The 23158-nt window shown below is 56.8% G+C and carries 21 protein-coding genes and 1 pseudogene; 19 read left to right on the top strand and 3 right to left on the bottom strand.

Annotation, left to right across the window (positions count from 1 at the left end; translation table 11 throughout):
- Positions 1-31: 31 nt before the first annotated feature.
- The gene (locus AC2FIB_RS16630; RefSeq protein ID WP_058277441.1) at positions 32-916 is read left to right on the top strand and encodes an NAD(P)-dependent oxidoreductase; all 885 of its coding nucleotides are present in this window, start codon (positions 32-34) and stop codon (positions 914-916) included.
- Entirely contained in the window at positions 913-1881 is a 969-nt protein-coding gene (gene denD, locus AC2FIB_RS16625) for a D-erythronate dehydrogenase (protein WP_496736506.1), read from the top strand. Before AC2FIB_RS16630 ends, denD begins: the two co-directional genes overlap by 4 nt.
- Here the strand turns inward: denD and AC2FIB_RS16620 are convergent.
- A complete protein-coding gene (locus tag AC2FIB_RS16620) occupies positions 1878-2528 on the bottom strand; it encodes a GntR family transcriptional regulator (RefSeq protein WP_496736504.1) in 651 nt (216 codons plus the stop codon). The two genes, denD and AC2FIB_RS16620, sit on opposite strands and share 4 nt — an antisense overlap.
- 196 nt (positions 2529-2724) lie before the next feature.
- Here AC2FIB_RS16620 and AC2FIB_RS16615 point away from each other — a divergent pair, with 196 nt between their 5' ends.
- The 10 genes and pseudogenes from AC2FIB_RS16615 (at position 2725) to AC2FIB_RS16570 (ending at position 13729) form a co-directional block, all read left to right on the top strand.
- The gene (locus AC2FIB_RS16615) at positions 2725-3738 is read left to right on the top strand and encodes a TRAP transporter substrate-binding protein (RefSeq protein WP_170558353.1); all 1014 of its coding nucleotides are present in this window, start codon (positions 2725-2727) and stop codon (positions 3736-3738) included.
- Between the two features lie 79 nt (positions 3739-3817).
- Positions 3818-4987 carry a mandelate racemase/muconate lactonizing enzyme family protein gene (locus AC2FIB_RS16610; RefSeq protein ID WP_058277420.1) on the top strand — a complete coding sequence of 390 codons (1170 nt, stop codon included), beginning with the start codon at positions 3818-3820 and terminating at the stop codon, positions 4985-4987.
- Between the two features lie 16 nt (positions 4988-5003).
- A complete protein-coding gene (locus AC2FIB_RS16605) occupies positions 5004-5846 on the top strand; it encodes a TRAP transporter small permease subunit (RefSeq protein WP_058277419.1) in 843 nt (280 codons plus the stop codon).
- Entirely contained in the window at positions 5846-7468 is a 1623-nt protein-coding gene (locus AC2FIB_RS16600) for a TRAP transporter large permease (RefSeq protein ID WP_058277418.1), read from the top strand. The genes AC2FIB_RS16605 and AC2FIB_RS16600 overlap by 1 nt, the downstream gene beginning before the upstream one ends.
- Positions 7469-7478: 10 nt before the next feature.
- Complete coding sequence (locus AC2FIB_RS16595) at positions 7479-8429, top strand: phytanoyl-CoA dioxygenase family protein (protein WP_058277417.1); 951 nt, start codon at positions 7479-7481, stop codon at positions 8427-8429.
- 24 nt (positions 8430-8453) lie between these two features.
- On the top strand, positions 8454-9956 hold the full coding sequence (locus tag AC2FIB_RS16590; protein WP_496736501.1) for a UxaA family hydrolase: 1503 nt from the start codon (positions 8454-8456) through the stop codon (positions 9954-9956).
- Positions 9953-10957: a Gfo/Idh/MocA family protein gene (locus tag AC2FIB_RS16585; RefSeq protein ID WP_496736499.1), complete on the top strand. Its 1005-nt coding sequence runs from the start codon at positions 9953-9955 to the stop codon at positions 10955-10957. Before AC2FIB_RS16590 ends, AC2FIB_RS16585 begins: the two co-directional genes overlap by 4 nt.
- Before the next feature lie 100 nt (positions 10958-11057).
- Positions 11058-11984 (top strand): annotated as a pseudogene (locus AC2FIB_RS16580) (NAD(P)-dependent oxidoreductase); the annotation flags it as partial.
- A 3-nt stretch (positions 11985-11987) separates the two neighbouring features.
- Positions 11988-12869 (top strand): DMT family transporter, encoded by an 882-nt coding sequence (locus AC2FIB_RS16575; protein WP_480671558.1) that lies wholly within the window; start codon positions 11988-11990, stop codon positions 12867-12869.
- The gene (locus AC2FIB_RS16570; RefSeq protein WP_496736497.1) at positions 12866-13729 is read left to right on the top strand and encodes a sugar kinase; all 864 of its coding nucleotides are present in this window, start codon (positions 12866-12868) and stop codon (positions 13727-13729) included. The genes AC2FIB_RS16575 and AC2FIB_RS16570 overlap by 4 nt, the downstream gene beginning before the upstream one ends.
- On the opposite strand, the gene AC2FIB_RS16565 is transcribed toward AC2FIB_RS16570, so the two are convergent.
- Positions 13716-14912 carry a mannitol dehydrogenase family protein gene (locus AC2FIB_RS16565; protein WP_480720320.1) on the bottom strand — a complete coding sequence of 399 codons (1197 nt, stop codon included), beginning with the start codon at positions 14910-14912 and terminating at the stop codon, positions 13716-13718. The genes AC2FIB_RS16570 and AC2FIB_RS16565 overlap by 14 nt on opposite strands.
- The gene (uxaC, locus tag AC2FIB_RS16560; protein WP_145974934.1) at positions 14913-16256 is read right to left on the bottom strand and encodes a glucuronate isomerase; all 1344 of its coding nucleotides are present in this window, start codon (positions 16254-16256) and stop codon (positions 14913-14915) included.
- A gap of 123 nt (positions 16257-16379) precedes the next feature.
- On the opposite strand from uxaC, the gene AC2FIB_RS16555 reads away from it, so the two are divergent.
- From AC2FIB_RS16555 to AC2FIB_RS16525, 7 genes are all read left to right on the top strand, one after another.
- The gene (locus AC2FIB_RS16555; RefSeq protein WP_058277409.1) at positions 16380-17396 is read left to right on the top strand and encodes a Gfo/Idh/MocA family protein; all 1017 of its coding nucleotides are present in this window, start codon (positions 16380-16382) and stop codon (positions 17394-17396) included.
- Positions 17393-18394 (top strand): Gfo/Idh/MocA family protein, encoded by a 1002-nt coding sequence (locus AC2FIB_RS16550; RefSeq protein WP_496736495.1) that lies wholly within the window; start codon positions 17393-17395, stop codon positions 18392-18394. Before AC2FIB_RS16555 ends, AC2FIB_RS16550 begins: the two co-directional genes overlap by 4 nt.
- Positions 18391-19443: a Gfo/Idh/MocA family protein gene (locus AC2FIB_RS16545; RefSeq protein ID WP_496736493.1), complete on the top strand. Its 1053-nt coding sequence runs from the start codon at positions 18391-18393 to the stop codon at positions 19441-19443. The genes AC2FIB_RS16550 and AC2FIB_RS16545 overlap by 4 nt, the downstream gene beginning before the upstream one ends.
- Positions 19440-20621, top strand: coding sequence for a mannonate dehydratase (gene uxuA / locus AC2FIB_RS16540; RefSeq protein WP_496842416.1), 1182 nt, complete (start codon positions 19440-19442; stop codon positions 20619-20621). Before AC2FIB_RS16545 ends, uxuA begins: the two co-directional genes overlap by 4 nt.
- A gap of 223 nt (positions 20622-20844) precedes the next feature.
- On the top strand, positions 20845-21735 hold the full coding sequence (locus tag AC2FIB_RS16535) for an NAD(P)-dependent oxidoreductase (RefSeq protein ID WP_058277406.1): 891 nt from the start codon (positions 20845-20847) through the stop codon (positions 21733-21735).
- Positions 21736-21746: 11 nt separating this feature from the next.
- On the top strand, positions 21747-22610 hold the full coding sequence (locus AC2FIB_RS16530) for a sugar phosphate isomerase/epimerase family protein (RefSeq protein WP_058277405.1): 864 nt from the start codon (positions 21747-21749) through the stop codon (positions 22608-22610).
- A 112-nt stretch (positions 22611-22722) separates the two neighbouring features.
- The gene (locus tag AC2FIB_RS16525) at positions 22723-23142 is read left to right on the top strand and encodes a secondary thiamine-phosphate synthase enzyme YjbQ (protein WP_496736491.1); all 420 of its coding nucleotides are present in this window, start codon (positions 22723-22725) and stop codon (positions 23140-23142) included.
- The last annotated feature ends 16 nt before the right edge of the window (positions 23143-23158 follow it).

Below are 23158 nucleotides of genomic sequence, written 5' to 3'. Positions count from 1 at the left end.
GCGTGGCGCACCTTCGGAAGGACAGTAGATGATGAGCAAGCAGTTCAAAGTGGCTCTGTTGGGAACCGGCCTGATGGGAGCTCCTATGGCGCGGAATATTTTGCGCGCCGAGTTTCCGCTCACTGTATGGAACCGCAGCTTGAAAAAGGCAAACCCGTTGGCAGCAGAAGGCGCGACATTGGTGGAAACTGCCCCGCTGGCGGTTTCGGGTGCAGACGTAATAATAACCATGCTCTCGGATGGATACGCGACCGGCGCGCTACTTGCTGACGAGGCTTTCCGCGAGCAACTCAAACCGGGGATGATCTGGATTGATATGTCGAGCGCCAAACCCGAACACGCAAGAGAGCAATCCGCGCAGCTTTCCTCGATGGGGGTGCTGCATCTGGACGCCCCGGTATCCGGTGGCACCAAAGGTGCCGAAGCTGGCACCCTTGCGATCATGGTCGGTGGCGGTCAGGACGTTATGGAGCGCGTGCGACCGGTTCTGACAGCAATGGGCCGGCCTGTGCATGTTGGCCCAAGTGGTTCTGGTCAATTGTGCAAATTGGCCAATCAAACAATTGTCGCTGTAACAATATCGGCAGTCGCCGAGGCGACTCTACTGGCTCAGCAAGGCGGTGCGGACCCCACCGCGTTGAGGGCCGCACTAAAGGGGGGCTTTGCGGATAGTATTATCTTGCAACAACATGGCGAACGCATGTCTGATGGAAATTTTACACCCGGGGGTTTGTCTAAGTTTCAACTAAAGGATTTGGACAATACGCTAGAGGAAGCGGGAAGCCTTGGCGTTGAGCTACCTAGCACCCGATCTGTGCGCGACCGTTTCGAATATCTGATAGACGAAATGGATGGGGCCGAACTGGATCATTCGGCTTTGTATCTAGAACTCAAAAAACGGAACGGAATGCTGTGACGCGGATCCTGATTATAGGCGGCGGAGGAATGCTGGGCCAGAAACTGGCCCATCGCGTGTCGATCCAAGAAACCTTTGGAGCCGATGCCCAAGTCTCACTGTTCGATCTCTCGTTCCCGCCCGACAGTGCGGCAGGTAATCAAATTGTGGGGAACTTGACTGCGACAGGCATAGCTAAGTCTTTTGCTACGCAGCGGCCAGACGTCATTTTTCATCTTGCAGCTATCGTTTCAGGCCAAGCTGAAACAGACTTTGCGTTGGGTTGGGATGTAAACCTTATGGCAACGTGGGCACTGCTGAACGCACTTAAGGATGAACACGAAGCTTCAGAAAGCGAGTACACACCTCGCCTGGTTTTTGCCTCGTCCATAGCAGTTTTCGGGTCACCATTCCCCGAAAAGATAAGCGATGAATTCCTCTCGGCACCTTTGACAAGTTACGGAGCGCAGAAAGCGGCGGCTGAATTGATGATCACGGATTTCAGCAGGAAAGGATATATCGACGGTATTTCCTTGCGCTTGCCCACTTTGTGTGTGCGCCCGGGCAAAGCCAACGCTGCCGCTTCGTCCTTCTTTTCAGGTATAATCCGAGAGCCATTGAATGGGGATGAGGCTGTCTTGCCAGTTGCCGAAACCGTTCGCCACTGGCACGCCAGCCCCCGCGCCGCTGCGACTTTTTTGACCCACGCAGCAACAATGGACACGCAGCTTTTGAATGACAGACGCGCATTGAACATGCCTGGCGTAAGTTGCACCGTCGCCGAACAAATCGAAGCTCTGCGCAAAGTGGCCGGCCAAGAAGCGGTTGGCCTAATCAGGCAAGAACCCGACGAGACAATCGAACAAATAGTCAAGAATTGGCCGCGAGACTTTCAAACAGATCGCGCTCTGGAGTTGGGGTTCAAGGCGGAATCAAGCTTCGACGAAATCATTCGCGTGTATTTGGAAGACGATTTTCGGCTTTAGTCGCCCATCGTCTTTCCAGTTAGATGGCGTTCCAGATGGTCGTGAATTTTCTCTCGTGTTAACTGCTCATCCCCTGACAATGCTGCTTCAAGTATATCGGCATGGTGTCTTATGTTCTGAGAAATGAATTCAAAGTTCCGGTCTGCCACCATCAACTGCTGTCTGAATTGCGCGTAAACTCGGCTATGCATTTGTTTTAAAGTTTCCGAGCCACAGGCAGAAATAAGTGTTTCGTGAAATTCCTTTTCCGAGGAAAACCATATCTCGATAAGGTCGCTCGGGTCGTCTGTGGCGTGAATGCGTTTTTCGATATGGCTAAGTTTGTGATGTGCGGCCGTCAATCTTGCTTCCCAATCCACCCCGCCATTACGGATCGACATTGCGGTGCCTTCGGCCTCCAACAGAACACGCACGTGCGTCAATTCGATAAGCTTCTGCGGCGAACGCATTGGCACGCGGAAACCTTTTTGTTCCTGAAAGTCCACCAAACCAACAGCGGCCAAACGAAAAAGGACTTCACGAACGGCGCTCGCAGAACAGCCATACACTTTACGAAGTTCTTCAGCCCGCACCTTGGCTCCATGCTCGAATCCATTAGAGATCAGGCGCATCTTAAGATCTTGATAAATATCTATTTCGTCGTTCATTCTAGTATGCACCTTCAAGTTTGTCCAAGTAGCGTCCTAACCTTATTTTCGAATTATCGCAAGAATCTCGAATTTTTTAAAAATTTCAATTTTTTCTTGTTGCATTCGATTCGTCGGCTTAACGTTTACCTGCGCGACAGCAAAGGAGGCGGCAAGATCTTCCACACCGCGCACGCTCAACGTCTGGGAGGACAATATGAAAATAGTCAAGACAGCGGCCCTGGCGGCCGTAGCCACGACAATGGCAGCCGGTTTCGCGATGGCTGAAACAACGAAGCTTAGAATTCAAACCCATTTTTCGCCCGAAACTCTGTCAGGCCAGATGGCTGCAAAATTCGTTGAAGACATTCAGGAAATGTCGAACGGCGAAATCGAAGTTGAAATGTTCTATTCCTCTTCGGTGGTCAAATCAGTTGAAACCTTCGATGCCGCAGCTACCGGAATTCTGGATTGCGACATGACGGGCGGCGGCTATCAGACCGGTAAAAACCCGGCCTTCCAGTTTGCGGGCGACCTGCTCGGCGGATATCAGAACCCATATCAGCAAATGGCTTGGCTTCTTCATGGCGGCGGAAGAGAAGCTGTAAATGATTTATACAACGGCTACGACATGGAATTCATCGGATGGTGGATTCCCGGGCCGGAGTCGCTTTCTTCGACCAAGCCGATTGCAAAAGTGGACGACTTCAAAGATTGGAAATTCCGCTCCCCTCCAGGCCTTGCGACCAAAGTGTTCGCGGAACTTGGTGCTTCTCCGATCGTTATGGACTTCAACGAAATCTTCACAGCTTTGGAAACCGGCATCATTGATGGTGCGGATGCTGCGAACCTGACGAACAATGTGGGCCTGGGCCTGTACGAGATCGCAGGTCACACAAACTATCCCGGTTTCCACTCGATGCCCGCGGACCACCTTGCCTGTCGCAAAGACGTTTGGGAAGCAATGCCCGCGCACCATAAGAAGATTATGGAAGTCGCAATGGATAGCCTGGCATTGCACAATGCGACCATCAACGAAGTGCAGAACGCTCAAACTGCAAAAGACCTGAAAGCAAAAGGCGTTCAGTTGTACGAATGGTCGCCTGAAGATCTGGCAGCCTATCGCGCGGCCGTTCAAGTCGGGTGGACTGAGTTCGCAACGACCCCTGAAGCACAGGCGCTGCTGGAAAGCCATATCAACTTCCTGCGTGACCTGGGCGCGATGCAGTAGTCAGGCTGCGACCGACTTACGACACACGGAAAGGCCGCACTAGCGGCCTCTCCGGTTCGGCGCCGGGATCCAGAGCTTCATGAAAATCACCAGAATAATAAGTCACGTACTGCAGTACGACATGCCGGAAGTTCTGGGCTACTCGCAACAGTATTATGACAAGCGTACAACTCATCTGGTCGAGGTTCAGACAGATGAACGGGTAACTGGTTGGGGGGAGTGCTTTGGTCCCGGAAACGTAGCCATTGCCAACAAATCCATCGTGGAAAAGGTCATCCAACCAATGGTTCTTGGCATGGACCCTTTGGACAAAGACGTGATCTGGCACAAGGTGTACAACCTTTTGCGAGACCATGGCCAAAGCGGAATGCCAATACAGGCTTTGTCCGGTGTGGACATCGCACTTTGGGACATCACCGGCAAAATCTCTGGCCTCCCCCTCCATAAGCTTGTCGGCGGCGCACATCGCGCAAGCGTTCCTTGCTACGGCTACGGCATGATGCTCAGGGATGAACCGATTTCCAATCTGGCCAGCCGTTTTGAGGATGAAGCCTCAAAGATCAAGGAGATGGGATTCACCGCCACCAAAATGAAAACGGGCTTTGGCCCGAAGCCTGATGTGAAGCTGTGCGAAGCCGTTCGACGCGGGGTTGGTGACGACTTTCCCTTTATGGTCGATGCAAACCATGCCTATACGACTTCGGACGCATTCTACGTCGGTCGGTCGCTGGAAGAACTGGACGCATATTGGTTCGAAGAACCTGTCGCGCCAGAAGACATTGACGGGTACCGCGAATTGCGCACTTCGCTGAAAGTCAACATCTCGGGCGGGGAGGCAGTTTTCAATCGCTGGGCTTGGCGCAATCTTCTTGAAAATCGCGGCATTGATATAGCGCAGCCAGAAGTATGCGCTTTGGGCGGTGTTTCAGAGTATCTCAGGGTACTGGCCCTATGCCACGCACATTTCACTCCGGTCGTAAATCACGTCTGGGGTAGCGCCATCGCTGTCGCAACTAATCTGCATTTACTGGCGGCCATGCCCCCAATTCCAGGCGGCTTGCATCCATGGGAGCCGATGCTGGAATTCGACACTACGGACAACAAATTTCGGGACGATCTGCTGACCGTACCGCTGGAAATTCAAAATCAGGTCAAGGCCAACAACGGCCGTGTTATGATCCCGACTGGCCCCGGACTGGGGGTCGAGCCGGATCGAGACTTTATCGATCACTACAGGATCGAAGGATAGGGACGAGGGTTACGCGATGCACAAGAATTCAGGCGGACCAATTGAATGGCTCATACCGTTGGCCTTCGTCGCGACTGCCAGTTGGCTTGTTTGGCATCTCCCGGCATTCCTATTGGATTGGCTGCCTTACACCTCTGAATCCCTCAAAAGCCAGGTAACGGAAATATATCTGCGCAGCGACGTCACGCCCGAATTGCCTGGCGTGTTCGGGGGGTATGTCGACATCATCGACGTGGCCGCGCTCGTCCTTCTACCGTTTCTTGCAGTGATTGGCACCAAGACCGTGCGCCCAGCGACGATGGAGTTCCAAGGCTCGACGATTATGGATCGTTTCGCCCTGTTCATAGGCCGAGTTACCATGATGATGATCGCAATCATGACTATCGTCATGCTCTACGAAGTCTTCATGCGCTATATCGTGGAAAAGCCGACCGAGTGGGCCAACGAAATGACACTCTGGTTCGCCAGCTTTGTGTTTTTGATGTCTGGCTACTACGCCATGCAACAACGCAGTCACATTCGAATATTCCTGCTGTACGACGCAGTTCCACGTTGGCTTCAGCATGTTTTTGATACGGTTTCGACAATCCTGATCGTACTGTTTGCCTTCTTTCTGGTCTACGGCAGCTACAAACAGGTGTTCGTCAACAAGCTCTATAAATGGGAGCTTTATGGCTCCGCCTTCAATCCTCCGATCCCGGCGACATTGCAGCCGATGGTGCTGATCGTGATTACGCTCGTCGCAATGCAAGCAATTTTGAACTTGATCGCGGATTGGAACAAAGAACCGGAAATCCACACAGATGAACCGGACGAAGACGAAATTGAAATGATCAAACGAGCGGTGGGACAAGACTGATGGATATTGGAACAATCTCACTCATCCTGATGGTCGCCCTGATCGTGCTTCTGGCGATCGGAATGCCCTTGGGTCTGGCCTCAGCTTCCCTTGCTGTTCTGGTTCTTGTCCTGAAGTTTGAACCGGCACTGCTTTTGAACCCGTTTTCATTCGGCGACGGGGTTCTCACCGGCCGGCCAGGCACTGGGCCGCTCTATATCCTGGCGCAGAAGATATACGGGCTTTTAACGGACTACGTGCTCATATCAGTTCCATTGTTTATCTTCATGGCGTCGCTGCTAGAGCGGTCCGGGATCGCGCGAGACATGTATTCGTCGTTGAATGTCTGGCTGTCCAGAACACGCGGCGGCATCGCAATCGTGACCTCGATCATGGCGGTGATCATGGCGGCAATGTCCGGCATCATCGGCGGTGAGGTTGTCCTGCTGGGCCTTATCGCCCTGCCCCAGATGCTGCGCCTCGGCTACGATCAGAATCTCGCCATCGGCGTCATCTGCGCCTCGGGGTCGCTGGGCACTATGATCCCTCCCTCGATCGTTCTGATCATCTATGGGCTGATCACCGAAACCTCGATCAAGTCGCTGTTCACCGCGTCTTTCATTCCCGGCTTCATGTTGGCCTCGATGATCATCTTGTACATCATCATCCGCACGCAGTTGAATCCTCATCACGCCCCGCTGCCAGAGCCGGACCCGAACGACCCCGAACCGGCTGAAAAACGCAAACTGTTTGGGGCTTTCATGAGCATCGTCGTCGCCGGATTTTCCACCGTTCTGTTTATCCGGGCCGCGTTTTTCGAGCTCTCAGGCTCGAACGCTGCCAGCCAGGGCGAGCCCGCGAGGCTGGGAACGGCTGACTACATGCCCTGGTTTGCCGGCATCACGATCGTTGCCCTTCTGCTGATCTTCTTCGTCTTTGGCAGAGAGCGCGCTAAAATCGGGTGGGAAATGGGCAAAGGCCTCGTCGCTCCGCTGGTCGTCATCGGCGTCGTGCTCGGCTCGATCTATGGCGGGATCACAGGCATCACCGAGGCTGCGGGCATGGGCGCCTTCGCCGTTCTGATTATCGCCATCCTGCGGGGCGAAGGATCGTTCGAGCTGGTTTGGGACAGCTTGATGCGAACCCTAAAATCCACAGGCACCATCATCTGGGTTACGATCGGGGCCGCCGCGCTGGCGGGTGCCTACACCATTGCTGGCGGGCCCCAATACGTGGCTGACCTAATCGTCGGCCAGGAGCTGCCAACCATGCTGGTCATTCTGGTGATGATGCTGATCTTGCTGTTCATGGGCGCATTCATGGATTGGGTCGGCATCGTGCTGTTGATTATTCCGGTCTTTCTGCCGATCGTCCTGCGCCTTCCTATCGAAGAAATCGGAGTCTTTGGCCAGTTGGAGCCGAGTCATGTCGCCATCTGGTTCGGCGTCGTGTTCTGTATGAACATGCAGGTCAGCTTCCTCTCGCCCCCATTTGGCCCGGCCGCGTTCTACCTGAAGTCGGTGGCCCCGCCACATATCAGTCTGACGGATATCTTCCGCGGCTTCCTGCCATTCATCGGGATCCAGTTGCTGGCGCTTTCCGTTCTTCTGATTTGGCCGGGCATAATCGCGCTGCTGTTGTGAGGTCGCACCCATGCTGACACAAGATCAGATTGGCAAGTTCCAGACGGACGGATACCTCGTGGTCGAGGATGTTATCCCTGCCGATGTCCTTGATCGGGTACAGACCGAATACTCGGATGTCCTGAGCCGGCTCTATGACGGTTGGTACGAAAAAGGGCTGGTCAAGGACGAACCGTCTGGAATGACCTTCTGGGACAAACTTCTGTCCGCTTATCAGGCCGGTTGCGACTATTTCCAGCCGCTGGACATCTCGTTGCCCGGCGATCGGATCATGGCGGACACACCGTTCCATATCGGGCCTGCAGTGTTCGACTTGCTAACGGCCCGGCCCATGCTTGACATTGTCGAGCAGTTGATCGGGCCAGAGTTGGTGAGCAATCCAATCCAGCACGTTCGGCTGAAGCCCCCCGCTCTCAAGCTGTCCAAGGATGAGGTGCGCGCGCACATCACAGCGACGGACTGGCATCAGGACCGGGCGGTTGCGTTGGAGGATGCGGATCAGACCGACATGGTCACGGTGTGGATTGCCGTCAACGATGCAACGCTCGAAAACGGCTGCCTGCAAGTGCTGCCAAAGGCACAGGACCAATCCATCCTACCGCATTGCGCGCGGACGCAGACTGGTATTGCCGACGGATTCATTGACGAAGGCCGGGCTGTGCCCCTTCCTGTCAAGGCGGGCGGGATCATCCTGTTTCACCCTCTGACGCCACATGCTTCGCTGGTCAATGAAACGGACCGGTTCCGCTGGTCGTTCGACATTCGCTTCAGTGCGGCAGGCCAGCCCACCGGTCGAGACCATTTCCCCAGCTTCATCGCGAGGTCCAGATCGCACCCCGAAACCGAACTGCGAGATTGGCGTGTCTGCAATTCCAATTGGGAAGCGGCGCGAGCAAGGCTGTCCGGACAACCGCACATAGATATTCACCGATGGACATCGGACTCACCGTTCTGCGCCTAGCTGCTGCCGCCAGGAAAGCTGATTATGACTTTTGTACGTTTAGATCGAACGGATAGCGTGGTTGTTGCAACTCGGTCCCTGGAGGCCGGCAGTATGGTGGAGGATGTCATGACCAATACGCGCATCCCCTCGGGACACAAGGTCGCCACGCGGAATCTTGCACCCGGAGATCCTGTCAGAAAATACGCCCAGATTATCGGTTACGCCACCCAACCGATCGAACCTGGCGACCATGTGCACACCCACAATATCGAGTTCCGCAACACTAGTGTGGACTACGAGTTTGCGACGGATCACAGGCCCATGAAACCCGCCACCTCGGTCGATACGTTCATGGGCTACCACCGGGACAGTGGTCGGGTCGGCACGCGCAATTACATCGCGGTTCTGACCACAGTTAATTGTTCGGCGACTGCGGCCCGTATGATCGCCAACCACTTCACGCCGGACAAGTTGGCCGAGTTTCCGAACGTCGACGGCGTGGTGGCCTTTGTCCACGGAACGGGCTGCGGAATGGCCGATTCCGGCGACGGTTTCGAAGCACTTCAACGGGTCATGTGGGGGTTTGCGAAACATCCCAACCACGCTGCCGTTCTAATGGTCGGTCTGGGCTGCGAGATGAACCAGATCGACTGGCTGCTGGACGCATATGGTCTGAAGCAAAGTCCCACCTTCCAGACGATGAACATCCAGAACGTCGCCGGATTGCGCCGAACCGTGGAAGCGGGCATCGGCAAGATTAACAAGATGCTGCCCATTGCGAATGAGGTGAGGCGCAGCGAAGCCCCGGCGTCTGAATTGATAGTTGCGCTGCAATGCGGTGGATCGGACGCTTGGTCAGGCGTGACCGCAAACCCTGCGCTCGGACACGCCTGCGACCTGTTGGTTGCCCAAGGCGGCACCGGTGTCCTTGCGGAAACGCCCGAAATCTACGGAGCCGAACATCTTTTGACGCGCCGCGCCCTTGGTCGCGTAACTGGGCAAAAACTTATCGGACTGATCGATTGGTGGCAGGACTATACCGCTCGCAATCACGGCTCGATGGACAACAACCCAAGCCCCGGCAACAAGCACGGGGGGCTGACGACCATCCTTGAGAAATCGCTGGGGGCAGCGGCGAAGGGCGGAACCACGCCTTTGACCGGTGTATTCAAATACGCCGAACCCATCACCGCCAAAGGCTTCACTTTCATGGATAGCCCCGGTTATGACCCGGCCTCGGTGACCGGGCAGATCGCGGCCGGCTGCAACCTAGTGTGCTTCACCACGGGGCGCGGTTCTGCCTTTGGGTCCAAACCGGCGCCTACGCTGAAAATCGCTACAAACTCTGAGTTGGCAGCGCGCATGCCAGAAGACATGGACGTGGATGCTGGCGGCATTCTGACCAAAGGTGCCAGCGTCGAAGAGAAAGGACAGGAAATATACCGACGGCTGCTCCAAGTCGCCTCGGGCGCGCGAACCAAGTCCGAGGCGCAGGGCCTGGGCGACTACGAATTCGTTCCCTGGCAAATCGGAGCGGTGATGTGAAACGGATCCTTGTAGCCGGCGGTGGATTGATCGGTATCCGCCACGTGCGCGCCGTGATCGAGCACCCCGGCTGCGTGTTGGTCGGGTTGGCCGATCCAGATGGCTCGATCCAGATCGACGCGCCGCGTTTTGCCAGTATGGACGAGGTGAAGGGCCCGGTGGATGGCGTCATCATCGCGACGCCGACCCGCCTGCATGCCGAACATGGCATTCTGGCCGCATCCCGCGGTTGGCACATGCTGATCGAAAAGCCGGTTGCCGCATCGGTCGATGATGCCCAGCGCCTTAGGGCGGCCGTTCGCAAGGCCGATGTCCGCAGCCTTGTAGGCCACCATCGGCGGTATCACACAACCTTGCAGCGCCTGAAAGAAGTGATCAAGCAAGGTACGATCGGACAAGTCATCAACGTCTCGTTGCTGTGGGCCATGCGTAAACCCGAGAGCTATTTTGAACAGAACTGGCGGACTTCCGATGGCAGTCCAGTCATGATCAATCTGGTGCATGATATCGATGTCTTGCGCTTTGTGATCGGGGAAATCTCGGATGTCGTCGCCCTGCCTGGCGCGTCGATCCGCGGATCGGATCGGATAGAAAGCGGGGCTGTTGCGATTGCGTTCGAAAACGGCGCGACGGGCACTATCAGTTTTGCCGACACCGCACCCAGCCCTTGGGGGTTTGAAGCCGGAACCGGCGAAAACCCGAACATCGGCACGACCCATCAGGACATGATGTGGATCACGGGAACCAGCGGCGCTGTGAGTTTTCCCTCCATGACTCTGTGGCGTGGAAAGGATTGGGGCACTGCGGCCCAAAAAAACCAACTTACACGACCGGAACAACAACGCGCACCGCTTGAAGCGCAACTGGATCACTTCCTTGACGTGATCAACGGCGTCCCTCCATTAATCGATGTCGAGGATGCAGCCCGGACGCTCGAGGTCACATCATGGATCGAACAGGGGCTGAAGGCGCGAACAGCTCGAGCGCGGGCGCCGGCCTGATTGACATGCGGCCCGGCAAAATACCGGACCACCCAAAGACCAATGATTATCCGTCGGGCAATATGAGCATTCAAACTGCAAAGCCGCACGCGCCAGACACAAGAATGAAAACCAGACACATTCACGGAAAGGGAAACCAATGAGCAAACCATCAATCGGGTTTATCGGCTTGGGACTAATGGGCGGAGCCATGGTGAGCCGACTGTTGGACCAAGGATACTCGGTCGCTGTATTGGGAAACCGCGACCGCACATACCTGGACGCCGCGATTGACCGTGGCGCCCGCGAGATGCAAAACGCCCAAGAACTGGCTGAAGCCAGCGACATCGTGATGTTGTGCATGGGCACCTCGGAACAGGTCGAAAGCCGTATGCGCGGCGCAGATGGAGTGATCGCGGGATTGAAACCCGAGGCGATCGTCATCGACTTTGGCACCTCGCTTCCAGGCAGCACACGCGCCTTGGCCGAGGAGGTTGCCGCAGCTGGCGGAAGCTACCTGGATGCGCCGCTTGGTCGGACGCCTTCGCACGCGCTAGAAGGTAAGCTCAACATTATGACGTCCGGCAACAAGGCTGCCTTTGACAAGGCCGAGCCGACACTGAAGGATTTGGGCGAAAACGTTTTCTACCTTGGCCCCGTTGGCTCGGGACACACGATCAAGCTGATCAACAACTTCTTCGGAATGACCGTCGCAAACGCGATGGCCGAAGCCTTCGCCATGGCAGATATCACCGGAGTTGACCGCAAGCAGGTGTATGACGTTATGGCCGCTGGGCCGCTGCATTCCGGAATGATGGATTTCGTCAAAGCCTACAGCGTCGAGAATGACCCAAACCAGCTGGCCTTTGCCATCAAGAACGCGGCGAAAGACCTTGGGTATTATGACCGCATGGCGCGCGAAGCAGGCGTTACCAGCGTGATGTCGCAGGGGGCGCTTTTAGCGCTGAATGACGCGCGCGACCACGGTCAGGCGGATGACATGGTCAGCCAGATGGTTGACTACTACGTCAAGCGTTTCAACACCTGATCGATGGCTGTCACCGCCAACCCCAATGCGGACCTGCCGCGCCTTGGCATCGTGCTGATGCTGACGGCGTGGCTGTTCTTTTCGCTGGTAGACCTTGGGGCCAAGTGGTTGGCGTTGGCCGGCGTGCCGGCATTTCAGTTGGCGTTCATGCGCTACGCGGGGCACTTTGTGATCTCTGTGGGTGTGATCGCCAAAGGCGGGATTGAGGCCAGCCGATTCAAGACCGACCATCCATGGCAGGTCATTAGCCGGGCCTTACTGCTGATCTCGGCGACCGTTTTCAACTTTTATGCCTTGCGGTTTTTGCCTCTGACCGTCGTGTCGGCAATCATGTTCTCAAGCCCGGTCATCGTGTGCTTCCTGTCCGTTTTCGTTTTGAAGGAGAGAGTGGGACCTTGGCGTTGGGCGGCTATCATCCTGGGCTTTCTGGGGGTGTTGGTTGTCGTGCGGCCGTTTGGTTCGGCCTTTCATCCGACCATGCTGCTGATCGTCTATAACGCCACTGCGCTGGCCTTGTATTCGATCATGACGCGCAGGCTGTCCGGGGTTGTTGCGGTGGATACCATGCAATTCTACCTCGGGCTTACCGGGACGGTGGTCCTGCTGCCCTTCGCCATCTGGTTTTGGGTCCAGCCGGAAAACACCTGGAGTCTGATAGTCCTGATTAGCCTTGGCGTCTTTGGCTGGTGCGGGCATCAACTGCTGACTAACGCGCATCGGTTCGGAACGGCGAACCAGTTGATGCCATTCACCTATTCGTTCCTGATCTACGTTGCGATCTGGGGCTATCTGTTCTTTGACACTGTACCGGACGCATTCACGTTGGCAGGGGCTGCGCTGATCATGGTTGCCGGGCTCATCATCTGGAAAAGAGAAAAGAAATGACGCGAATTGCCTGCATCGGCGAAGCAATGATCGAATTGTCCATGCTGGAGACCGGCGCGAAGGTGGGCGTCGCGGGGGATACGCTGAACACAGCCATCTACATGCACCGCGCGGCTCCTGATCTGCAGGTGGAGTATGTGACATGTCTGGGCGACGACCCGTTCTCAGGGCGCATCGCGGACTTTGTCGCCAGCCATGGCATCGGGACATCCGGCATCCGCATCATTCCCAACGCTTCTCCGGGACTATACGCGATCACGACCTCTGCGGACGGTGAACGCAGCTTCACCTATTGGCGCAGCGAGGCGGCCGCCCGCCAGCTTTTTGCCGATCATGACTTCAGCTCGCTGAAAGGTTACGACGTGCTGTACTTGTCAGGGATTTCCGTGGCCATTCTTCCGCATTCAGTAAGGCTTGCGCTTCTGGACTGGCTCGAAGGCTCTTCAGTCCGGTTGGTCTATGACAGCAATTTTCGTCCGCGTCTTTGGGACAGCGCCGAACACGCCCGGCAGATCAACCAACGGCTTTGGCAGCGTGCAGATATTGCCCTACCATCTATCGACGACGAGATGGCACTGTTCGGGGAATGCGCGGATCAAGTGGCGGCACGCTTTACCGATCATCACGGTGTCGGTGCATTGAAACGCGGAGAGGATGGCCCTCTGTCCATTGGTCAGAACATTGACCAAACCTATGAGCCTGCCAAAAACGTGCTGGATACTACAGCGGCGGGCGACAGTTTCAACGGTGGGTACCTCGCAGCCTTGCTGACAGGAAAATCGCAGGCCAAGGCCCTGATGGCCGGACACAATCTGGCGTCCACCGTTGTTCAGTTCCGCGGCGCGATCACTCCCGGATAAGTGACGCGAGATCCTCAGCGCCAACAAGGTCCAAAAGCGGCACTACCGGATCTGGCTGTGTGACAGCCGAGGCGATTTCCAACGCGCAAGGATCGTTCAGCGTCCTGCCCTTGGCGATCTCGGACATGCAAAAGGAGATCCAGGCCCGCATCCCTGCGATCACCGCCTGAGAGCCGGTCTCACGGAGTGTGGGAACAAACCGATACGGCAGCTTCTGGCTGCCATCCATCGCGATTTGGTCCAGACGGTGCGCCAGCTCGAGGTTTTCAAAGCGGCGCAACAAAGCCTCGGCATAGTCCGGAACCTGTACTTGCAGTGCTGCGGGCAGCGTTGCGCCCGCATCCTTCATCAACTCGGTAACCAGCGGGCGCAAAACCGGGTCTTGAACCGCTTCGTGAACGTAGGTCAGGCCTCGCTCCAACCCGGCATAAGCCAAGAGGGAATGGGCACCGTTCAACATGCGTAGCTTTCGCATCTCGTGCGGGGCCACGTCATCGACCAGTTGCACGCCCGGCCAATCCGGATGTGGCCCGACGAAATTGTCCTCGACCACCCACTCCGAGAACGCCTCGGTTGGAACAGCCATAGGATCGCCGCTGATTGCGCGAACGGCGTCCGTGGTAGCCGGGGTGATCCGGTCGACCATCGCGTTGGGAAAGCGAACTGCGTCCCAATTCACGTCCAGACCGGCTGCATTTGCAAAATCGGCAACTGCCGTTTCAAGCGTTTTGCCGTTTTCCATGCGATTGTCGCAGCTTAGCACCGTCACTGGCTTGCGCCGTTCCGCGAGGCCAAAAGCGAGAAACCCGATCAGCGTTGCGGGCCCCTGCCCCGCCAGATCGGCAGCAATCGCCGGGTCCTGAAGGTTCAGATTGCCCGCTGCGTCCAAGTGATAACCTTTTTCGGTGACGGTCGCCGAGATGATCTCGGCATCCGCCATCACATTGAGAATCTCGGCGCGATCCTCGGGCGCGACCAGAACGTCCCGCAGAGCTTTTATGCGCCGGACGCCCTGCCCCTGTACGCACAAATCGTACTCGAAACCCTGGCCGGCCAATCCATCCCGAACCGAGGATGAACGCAGGCTAACGCCGACAACGTCCCATCCGCCCGCTTGATCGGTGTAGTCCAGCAAATGCGCCCGGGCGAAGTTTCCAAGACCGAAGTGAAGAATGGTACCCATCTAGCTTTGCAACCCGTAAACCTGTTTCGCCAGATCGACCGCCAGCAATCGCGCCAGATGCTCGGCACTGTCCCGGCCGAAATAGCCGCGCGCAACCTGCTCGGCCAAATGAATAGAAACACCTCGTCGCCACAGGTCGTGACGAGCTGGAATGGACAGAAAAGCCCGCGTGTCGTCATTGAATCCGGCCAGATTGTAGTATCCGGCCGTTTCAACGACCTGATCGAAATACCGCGCAATCCCGGCTGGGCTGTCGTGGAACCACCAAGGCGGCCCGATCCGAAGGCACGGCCAATGCCCCGCCATTGGCGCCAGTTCACGGGCATAGGTGCTTTCGTCCAATGTGAAGAGAATGATCCGCAGTTCCGGCGAGTTTCCGACCCGGTTCAACAGCGCCTCAAGGCCCGTGACCCAATCCATCGCGATTGGAATGTCAGCCCCCTTGTCCCGTCCGAAGTCCCGCATTACCGCGTCGTTCGTGTTGCGCTTGCTGCCCGCATGTATCTGCATGATTAGACCATCATCGACAGACATCTGCGCCATTTCGATCAGCATATGCCCGTAGAAACGGCGAGCATCCTGTTCGGCCCCTTCCCGCCGTCTCAGCCGTTGGTACAGCGCATCCGGGTCTTCCAGCCACTCGGTCTGCACACGTTCGATACCGTGGTCGGTAGCCGTACAGCCCAGCCGGATGAAATAAGCCCGCCGCATTCGCAGCGCATTGAGGTAGCCATCATAGCTGCCCAGATCGCAGCCTGTCAGCTCGGCCAACTTGTTCAGGTTCTGTACGAACTCCGGGTCTGCCCCATCCAAAACCCCGTCTGGGCGGAACGTCGGAATAACTCGCCCGCCCCAACCGCTTGCACGGATATCCCGATGCTCCGCGAGGCCGTCGAGAGCGGAATCCGTGGTGGCCAGAACCTCGATCCCAAACTTGTCGAACAAAGCCCTCGGGCGAAATTCGGGTCGCGCCAGCTTTTCGGCGATCTTATCATAGATCAGGTCTGCTGTGCGTGAAGACAACTCCTCAGACACGCCCAGCGTTTCATGCAGCACGTAGTTCACCCAGATCCGGGATGGCGTTCCCAGAAACAGATGCCAGTGCTCGGCAAAGGTGCGAAACACGTCGCGAGGATCATTCTTTCGCCCCTCTTCCCCAACGCCAAGTTCGGACAAGGGAACACCCTGCGAATAGAGCATTCGGAACACGTAATGGTCGGGAACCACCAGCAGCTCTGCCGGATTGGGAAACGGCGCATCGGTTGCGAACCACCCCGGATCGCAGTGACCATGCGGAGACACGATCGGGAGGTCCTTGATGCCCAGGTACAGGCCTTCTGCCATCCCATTCAAATTACCAGTCAATTCTGCCTCCGATACTGCTGCCCGCAATTGTTAACACAGTTTTTAATGGTTGCATCTTTCCCGTTCGAACCCGCAGACTGACCGGGTGATCCGGGGGAATGAATGAATATTGCGCTGATTGGTTTGGGGATGGTTTCGGGAACGCATGTTGCTGCCATTCAGGCATCGGAGCGAGGTCTCAATCTTGCTGGCGTCCTAGGGCGCAATCCTGAAAAAGCAGCTGAGTTCGCGCAGCGAAACGACACCCGCGCGTTCAGCTCGGTTGAGGAAATCGCAAACGACTCAAACGTCGACTTTGCGATCATCGCTACCCCGCCTGATCAGCGCACAGAGTTGGTGCGGGTTCTTTCGACCGCTTCGAAACCGATCCTAATGGAAAAGCCTATCGAAAGAACGCTGGGCGCCGCGACAGCCATAGTCGAGCAGTGCGAGGTGTCTGGCGTGCTGCTGGGCATCGTTTTTCAGCACCGCGCTCGCACCGCCTCGCAGGCGCTGAAATCAGCCATTGTACAGGGTGAGTTGGGCGCGATCGCCACGGTGGAAATCCATGTCCCCTGGTGGCGCAATCAGAGCTACTATGACGAGCCAGGTCGCGGCACTTATGCACGCGACGGAGGCGGTGTCATGATTTCGCAGGCAATCCACACGCTTGACCTCGCGATGTGGCTGCTGGGGCCGATCTCGGACATTCAAACCATGATGAGAAAAACTCCGTTGCACGATCTCGAGGCCGAGGATTGGGCAGGTGCAATCTTTGAAATGGATAACGGCGCGGTGGGAACGTTGATGGCAACCACCGCCGTATATCCCGGGGCCGCTGAATCTATCACGATCCAGGGCACGCACGCCAAAGCGCATCTGGAATCAGGTGTTCTGACCTTGACCACTTTCGACGGTCAGAAATCCACGGTTGGCGAAACGTCCGCCACAGGCGGCGGGGCCGATCCCATGGCGTTCACCCATGAATGGCACCAGGCGGTCATAGAGGATTTTGCCAACGCACTCGCCGGTGGAACGCGACCCATGGCCACCGGACGCAGTGCCCTTTTGACCCACGCCGTCATAGACGCGATGCAGATCGCCAATCGAACCGGCCAGAAAACACGAGTCATCTCATGAGCCTAACCTGCGTCGCCCTTGGCCTGGACCACCGCCATATCTATGGCATGACGGAAAACATGCGCAAAATCGGCGTGGACTGCGTTGGCTATTGGACACAAGGCGAACCCGAAACGCTGGCGGGCTACGTCAAAAGGTTTCCCGATATTCCACGATTGGCCCGACTGGAAGACGCTTTAGCCTGCGGGGCGGATTTGGCGCTGATTTCCGCAATTCCGGCAGATAGGGCCGCGTTGACGATCCGTGCCATGCAGAACGGTATGGATGTCATGAGCGACAAGCCGGGCTGCACGTCGTTCGAGCAACTCTACCAGATCAAACGGGCGGTTGCGGACACCAGTCGAATCTGGTCGGTGGATTTTTCCGAAAGGTTTGAAACGCCGGTCAGCACCCGGGCGACCGAGTTGATCGAGGCCGGTGCCATCGGGCGCGTGATCCAGACGGTCGGACTTGGCCCGCACCGATTGAACCGCGCAACCCGGCCGGAATGGTTTTTTCAGCGTGACCGCTATGGCGGCATTCTGACCGATATAGCCTCGCATCAGATCGATCAGTTCTTGCACTACACAGGTTCGAAAACCGCAGAAATCACAAACGCCTATGTAGCGAACTACGCAAACCCCAATGATCCCGGATTGCAGGATTTCGGAGAGCTCAATCTTCGAAGCGAGAATGGCACCGGGTACATCCGGGTTGACTGGTTCACTCCGGATGCCTTGCCAAACTGGGGGGATGGTCGCCTGACGATCCTAGGCACCGAAGGCTATATCGAGTTGCGGAAATACGTCGATGTGGGTGGTGCCTCGGGAACAGACCATCTGATCCTCGTCAATGGTGAAACCTGCCAAAAGATCGACGCAACCAACGCCGACCTTCCCTACTTTTCGCGCCTCGCCGATGACGTCCGTAACCGGACCGAAACCGCAATGGCGCAGACCCACTGCTTTACGGTCATGGAACTGGCGCTGCGTGCACAGGAAATGGCGGAACGAAAATGATCAACGTTGCGATCCTTGGCGCAGGTATCGGTGCGCAACATCTGAGCGCACTGGAACGGCTTGACCGCACCTTCCGCGTAGCCGCCGTCGTCGACCAGAATACGGACCGGATCGAGCAGATTCGACAAAACTCGGATTTTCAAGCACTGACCAACATTCAAGACGCTCTGGATGATCCGGCGATTGATGTCATCGACAACTGCCTGCCACCCCATCTGCATGTACCGACCACCCTTGCGGCACTGGCCGCAGGAAAACACGTTGTATGCGAAAAGCCCCTTGCGACCTCTATGCAGGATGTAGATCGGATCACGGAAACCGCCCGCAGCACGGGCAAGCATGTGTTTCCGGTCTTTCAATACCGGTGGGGCCCGTCACTGGCCCAATTGCGCCAGTTGCAACGTTCAGGCCTCACCGGAGCGGTCCAAACTGCCGCGCTTGAAACTCATTGGTCCCGGGGGGCAGACTATTACGCGGTGCCGTGGCGGGGAACATGGGCCGGTGAACGCGGCGGCGCAGTGCTGGGCCATGCCATCCACAACCATGATCTGCTGACTCATATTGCGGGTGATATCGCCTGGGTGTCCGCAATGGCCACAACGCGAGTTAACCCGATCGAGACGGAAGACTGCGCTGCGATCTGCTTTGGCATGACTTCTGGAGCTTTGTGCACAAGCAACATCACACTAGGCGCCGCTAAGGACGAAACCCGCCTGCGGTTCGTCTTTGAAAAAGTGACCGCCACCTCTGGCACGGAACCCTATGCCCCGGGTCAAATGCCTTGGACATTCGTCGCGCGGGACCCGTTGAATCAAGCCACTATCGACGACGCTCTTGCCGCCTCCGCTATGGAGCCAACAGGTTTCGAAGGGTTCTTTACCCAAGTCGGCAAGGCGCTACGGTCCGAGGCAAATTCAGTCGTTACACTGCAGGACGGTGCTGCGTCCATCGGCCTTGTGACGGCGATTTATCACGCGGCGCGCACCGGGCAGCGTGTTGCCCTTCCCATCGAGCCCGATCACCCTCTGTATGAAGGATGGCTGCCATGAAACAATGCTGGCGTTGGTTCGGACCCGAAGATCCGATCGCCCTGGTCGATCTCCATCAAGTCGGGGTTCAGGGCATTGTCACCGCGCTGCATCACATCCCACCGGGACAGCCCTGGGACGAACAGAGCATCGCCGACCGGCAGGCCGTTCTGACCGCTGACGGGTACAGTTGGGACGTTGTCGAAAGCCTGCCCGTCTCCGAGGCGATCAAGACGCAATCCACAGACATGGCCGAACATCTCCAGGCTTACAAGTCCAGCCTCAGAGCCCTGTCCGCCCGTGGAGTCAAAGTCGTTTGCTACAACTTCATGCCAATCCTGGATTGGACACGCACCGCCCTTCGCGCCCCGCAGCCGCATGGCGGAACGGCCATGCTGTTCGACCTGACCGATTTTGCTGCATTCGACATATATATTCTCGAACGTCTAGGTGCGTCGGAAGACTATTCCAGCGACGTCCAGCAAACGGCCAAGGATCGTTTCTTGCGCATGTCGGATGAATCCAAAGCCCAGTTGCAGCACAATGTCACTGCGGGGCTGCCCGGCGCCAACGATCAGTGGAGCGTGCAGGACGTACGCTCTTTGTTGCGGACATATGCGCACATAGGCCGTGACCAGCTTCGCGCAAACCTCATAGACTTCCTTTCCGAGGTCGCCCCAGAGGCCCAAGAACTAGATCTACGCTTGTGCTGTCATCCGGATGATCCGCCGTTCTCGTTGCTCGGTCTGCCGCGGGTCATGTCCAGCACCGATGACTACGGCGCCGTTCTGAATGCGGTTGATTTGCAGGCGAACGGCGCAACGTTGTGTACCGGCTCGCTGGGAGTGTCCCCCGAATTCGATGGGCCGGACTTCGTGCGTAGACATGGCGGCCGGATTCACTTTGTTCACTTGCGGAACACCAGACGCATCGCGGGGTCATACAGCCAGAAGCCAGACTTCTTTGAGGCCCCGCATCTGGAGGGCGACACCGACATGGTCGGCACCATTCGCGAGTTGATGAACGAACAGCGCCGCCGCAAATCCCAAGGGCGTGGCGACTGGCAAATTCCGATGCGGCCTGACCACGGACAAGAACTGCTGAGCGATCTGGGCGGACACAGTACTCCCGGTTATCCGCTGATCGGACGAATGCGCGGGCTGGCGGAACTGCGCGGCATCATGGCGGCGTTTTCCTAACGCGTCGGATCAGACAGTTTCTTTCCACCCGCAACACTTCTTTGCTTGCCTGCGCGCCGCATTCTTCGTTTACTTACATTACGTATACGGGCAGCGGGGTGTCTTCCGGACTCGCCCGACGTCTGTTCAAGACGCGTGAAACTCCCGCGAAAACCGATGCGATTGGGCATCATTTTTCGAAACGTCTGCCATACGGAGATGGCGGAAAACGGGAGGATTATTTATGAAAACTGCAGGCGTAATCGGTCTTGGCGACATGGGCAGCGGCCTTGCCAAGAACCTGATCAAGAATGGCTTTGAAACATCAGGTTTCGACCTGAGCGAGACGCGCATGAAGGCATTTACCGACATGGGCGGCTTGGCCAAGGACAGCGTGGGGCAGGTCGGCCGTCACGCCGCCGCTGTGTTTGTCATGGTGATGAACGGAGATCAGGCCCGCGATGTCATTCTGGGTGAAAATGGCTTGGTTGCGAACATGGCCAAAGGCGGAACTGTCATCCTGTCGGCGACCATTACCCCGGCCGAAGCAAGCGCTATCGGGCAAGACATGGAGGGCGCAGGCATCCACCTGATCGACACTCCGGTCTCGGGTGGATTTCCCGGCGCGCAGACCGGCACATTGACGATGATGGCTGCCGGCGCTGCGGATGTGCTGGACCAAAATGCCGAAGTCATGCAGGCAGTGTCGGCAACCATTCATCGGGTTGGAGAAAACGCCGGCGACGGGCAAACCGTGAAAGCCTGCCTGCAATCCCTTATCGGATCGATCTTTTCCGCCACATTCGAGGCTGCGGCCCTGGCGGCCAAAGCCGGTGTCAGCGGTCAGGCATTGCTTGATGTGTTCTCCTCATCCAGCGCGGGGTGCGGCGTCGTGAATACCGCCCTTGAAAACATCATTGATCGCAAGTTCGAAGCCACCGGTAGTCATATCGCAACCATGCATAAGGACCTGACGATCTCTCTAGCACTGGCCGGTGCATTGGGCGTTCCCATGCACACAGCGTCATCCGCAATGCAGATCTTTCACGCCGGAAAAACCAAGTACCCGAATGGCGACAACTGGGTGTGTACTCGCGTCATCGAAGAGATCGTTGGCGCAGAATTGCATCGCTGAGGGGACCGGACATGAAATTAGGTGTAATTTGCGACGGCATTTCCCGCGATCTGCGGCATGCCGTGGACGTAATGGACGAATTCGGTCTGGACTATGCAGAGCTTCAATTCGTTGGCGATTCAGAGGTCGGAGACCATTCCCCGCAGGAAATTGCCGAGATCGACGCGCTTTTGCGCGACCGGGGCAAGCCTGTGTCGTGTCTGTCGCGCCATATCTTTGCGGGGATGACTGCTGCCAACAAGCCCGGCGACGACCTGCACACTCGGCATATGGACGCCTTGAAACGCGTGATCGACATGGCGCATGTTGTTGCGTCTCCGCTGGTTCGGATCATGACGCAACGAAAAGAGCAGATACTCTGGGGAAAAAACGGCGCCGAGAAGTGGAACGTGGCGCATGGGGTATGGGACTCGATGCCGCCGCTGATCGCGCCGGCGGTTGAACTGGCAAGAGCTGAGGGCGTGACGCTTGTCGTGGAAACCGGAAACGGCACGCTGGTCAATTCCAACTATACAGCCCGCAAGCTGATTGACGAGTTAGACGCAAAAGACTCTTTGAAAGTGCTGTGGGACCCCGGAAACAACTGCTGGTGCCATGAACTGGCATACCCAGACGGTTATGAAGAACTGCGCGGCGGCTACCTGGGTCACATTCACATCAAGGACGTAAAGGTCGACACGCCGCGGGCAACGCTGGAAGTGCGCCGCATGGGGGAAGGTCAGCTTGCGCCTTTGTTCCAACCCATCGCGGACGCGCTCAGATCCGACGGCTATGATGGCGTCATTTCTTTCGAAAGCGTTTATCAACCCGGCAACGGGAACTTCGAAGATGGTTTTCGTCTGTGTGTGGACCAGTTTAAAAGCCTGTTTGCATGAAAATGCAGTCAATATGCGTTCAAAATCAAAAGTTTGACCCCCATTGCTGAATGCCAAGTGAGATGTAGAAAGCTGGGCGCGTTCGCGTGAAATCAAGGAAAGGGCCTGCTGGATGAAACAACAGTTTTTTGACCTGTCCATTGAAACGCCGGGCAAATCCCTCATCGACATCAGCGGGATCGTTCAGCGTGCGGTGTTCGAACACGAATTTTTCTCGGGCTTGCTGACCCTTTGGTGCGCCCACACCGGTGCCGCGCTGTTGGTGCAGGCCAATGCCGATCCCGAAGTGCTCAAGGATATCGAGACGTTCTTCGAGAAACTCGTACCCAAGTCACCAGGCAAGTATCACCACCGCCCGACCGAGGACGACAACGCTCCATCGCATCTGCGGGCGCTGTTGACGCAAACTCAGGTATCGATCCCGGTCGAACAGGGGCAGCTTCCGCTGGGTCGCGTACAAAGCCTGTACCTGTTCGAACATCGGGAAGCACCCAATGCACGCCGATTGAAGGTGCACTACATCGGGACGTGATGCCTTGGATGACATG

It is taken from the genome of Ruegeria sp. YTSA072, assembly GCF_059610285.1.
The sequence above is the reverse complement of the archived record's forward strand: the minus strand, read 5'-3'. Positions and strand labels throughout refer to the sequence as shown.

Excerpts from the sequence above, each read along its gene's own strand:
- AC2FIB_RS16630 (WP_058277441.1), top strand. The coding sequence starts at position 32 with ATGAGCAAGCAGTTCAAAGTGGCTCTGTTGGGAACCGGCCTGATGGGA.
- AC2FIB_RS16620 (WP_496736504.1), bottom strand. The coding sequence starts at position 2,528 with ATGAACGACGAAATAGATATTTATCAAGATCTTAAGATGCGCCTGATC.
- AC2FIB_RS16615 (WP_170558353.1), top strand. The coding sequence starts at position 2,725 with ATGAAAATAGTCAAGACAGCGGCCCTGGCGGCCGTAGCCACGACAATG.
- AC2FIB_RS16610 (WP_058277420.1), top strand. The coding sequence starts at position 3,818 with ATGAAAATCACCAGAATAATAAGTCACGTACTGCAGTACGACATGCCG.
- AC2FIB_RS16605 (WP_058277419.1), top strand. The coding sequence starts at position 5,004 with ATGCACAAGAATTCAGGCGGACCAATTGAATGGCTCATACCGTTGGCC.
- AC2FIB_RS16600 (WP_058277418.1), top strand. The coding sequence starts at position 5,846 with ATGGATATTGGAACAATCTCACTCATCCTGATGGTCGCCCTGATCGTG.
- AC2FIB_RS16595 (WP_058277417.1), top strand. The coding sequence starts at position 7,479 with ATGCTGACACAAGATCAGATTGGCAAGTTCCAGACGGACGGATACCTC.
- AC2FIB_RS16590 (WP_496736501.1), top strand. The coding sequence starts at position 8,454 with ATGACTTTTGTACGTTTAGATCGAACGGATAGCGTGGTTGTTGCAACT.
- AC2FIB_RS16575 (WP_480671558.1), top strand. The coding sequence starts at position 11,988 with ATGGCTGTCACCGCCAACCCCAATGCGGACCTGCCGCGCCTTGGCATC.
- AC2FIB_RS16570 (WP_496736497.1), top strand. The coding sequence starts at position 12,866 with ATGACGCGAATTGCCTGCATCGGCGAAGCAATGATCGAATTGTCCATG.
- AC2FIB_RS16565 (WP_480720320.1), bottom strand. The coding sequence starts at position 14,912 with ATGGGTACCATTCTTCACTTCGGTCTTGGAAACTTCGCCCGGGCGCAT.
- uxaC (WP_145974934.1), bottom strand. The coding sequence starts at position 16,256 with ATGGCAGAAGGCCTGTACCTGGGCATCAAGGACCTCCCGATCGTGTCT.
- AC2FIB_RS16555 (WP_058277409.1), top strand. The coding sequence starts at position 16,380 with ATGAATATTGCGCTGATTGGTTTGGGGATGGTTTCGGGAACGCATGTT.
- AC2FIB_RS16550 (WP_496736495.1), top strand. The coding sequence starts at position 17,393 with ATGAGCCTAACCTGCGTCGCCCTTGGCCTGGACCACCGCCATATCTAT.
- AC2FIB_RS16545 (WP_496736493.1), top strand. The coding sequence starts at position 18,391 with ATGATCAACGTTGCGATCCTTGGCGCAGGTATCGGTGCGCAACATCTG.
- uxuA (WP_496842416.1), top strand. The coding sequence starts at position 19,440 with ATGAAACAATGCTGGCGTTGGTTCGGACCCGAAGATCCGATCGCCCTG.
- AC2FIB_RS16535 (WP_058277406.1), top strand. The coding sequence starts at position 20,845 with ATGAAAACTGCAGGCGTAATCGGTCTTGGCGACATGGGCAGCGGCCTT.
- AC2FIB_RS16530 (WP_058277405.1), top strand. The coding sequence starts at position 21,747 with ATGAAATTAGGTGTAATTTGCGACGGCATTTCCCGCGATCTGCGGCAT.
- AC2FIB_RS16525 (WP_496736491.1), top strand. The coding sequence starts at position 22,723 with ATGAAACAACAGTTTTTTGACCTGTCCATTGAAACGCCGGGCAAATCC.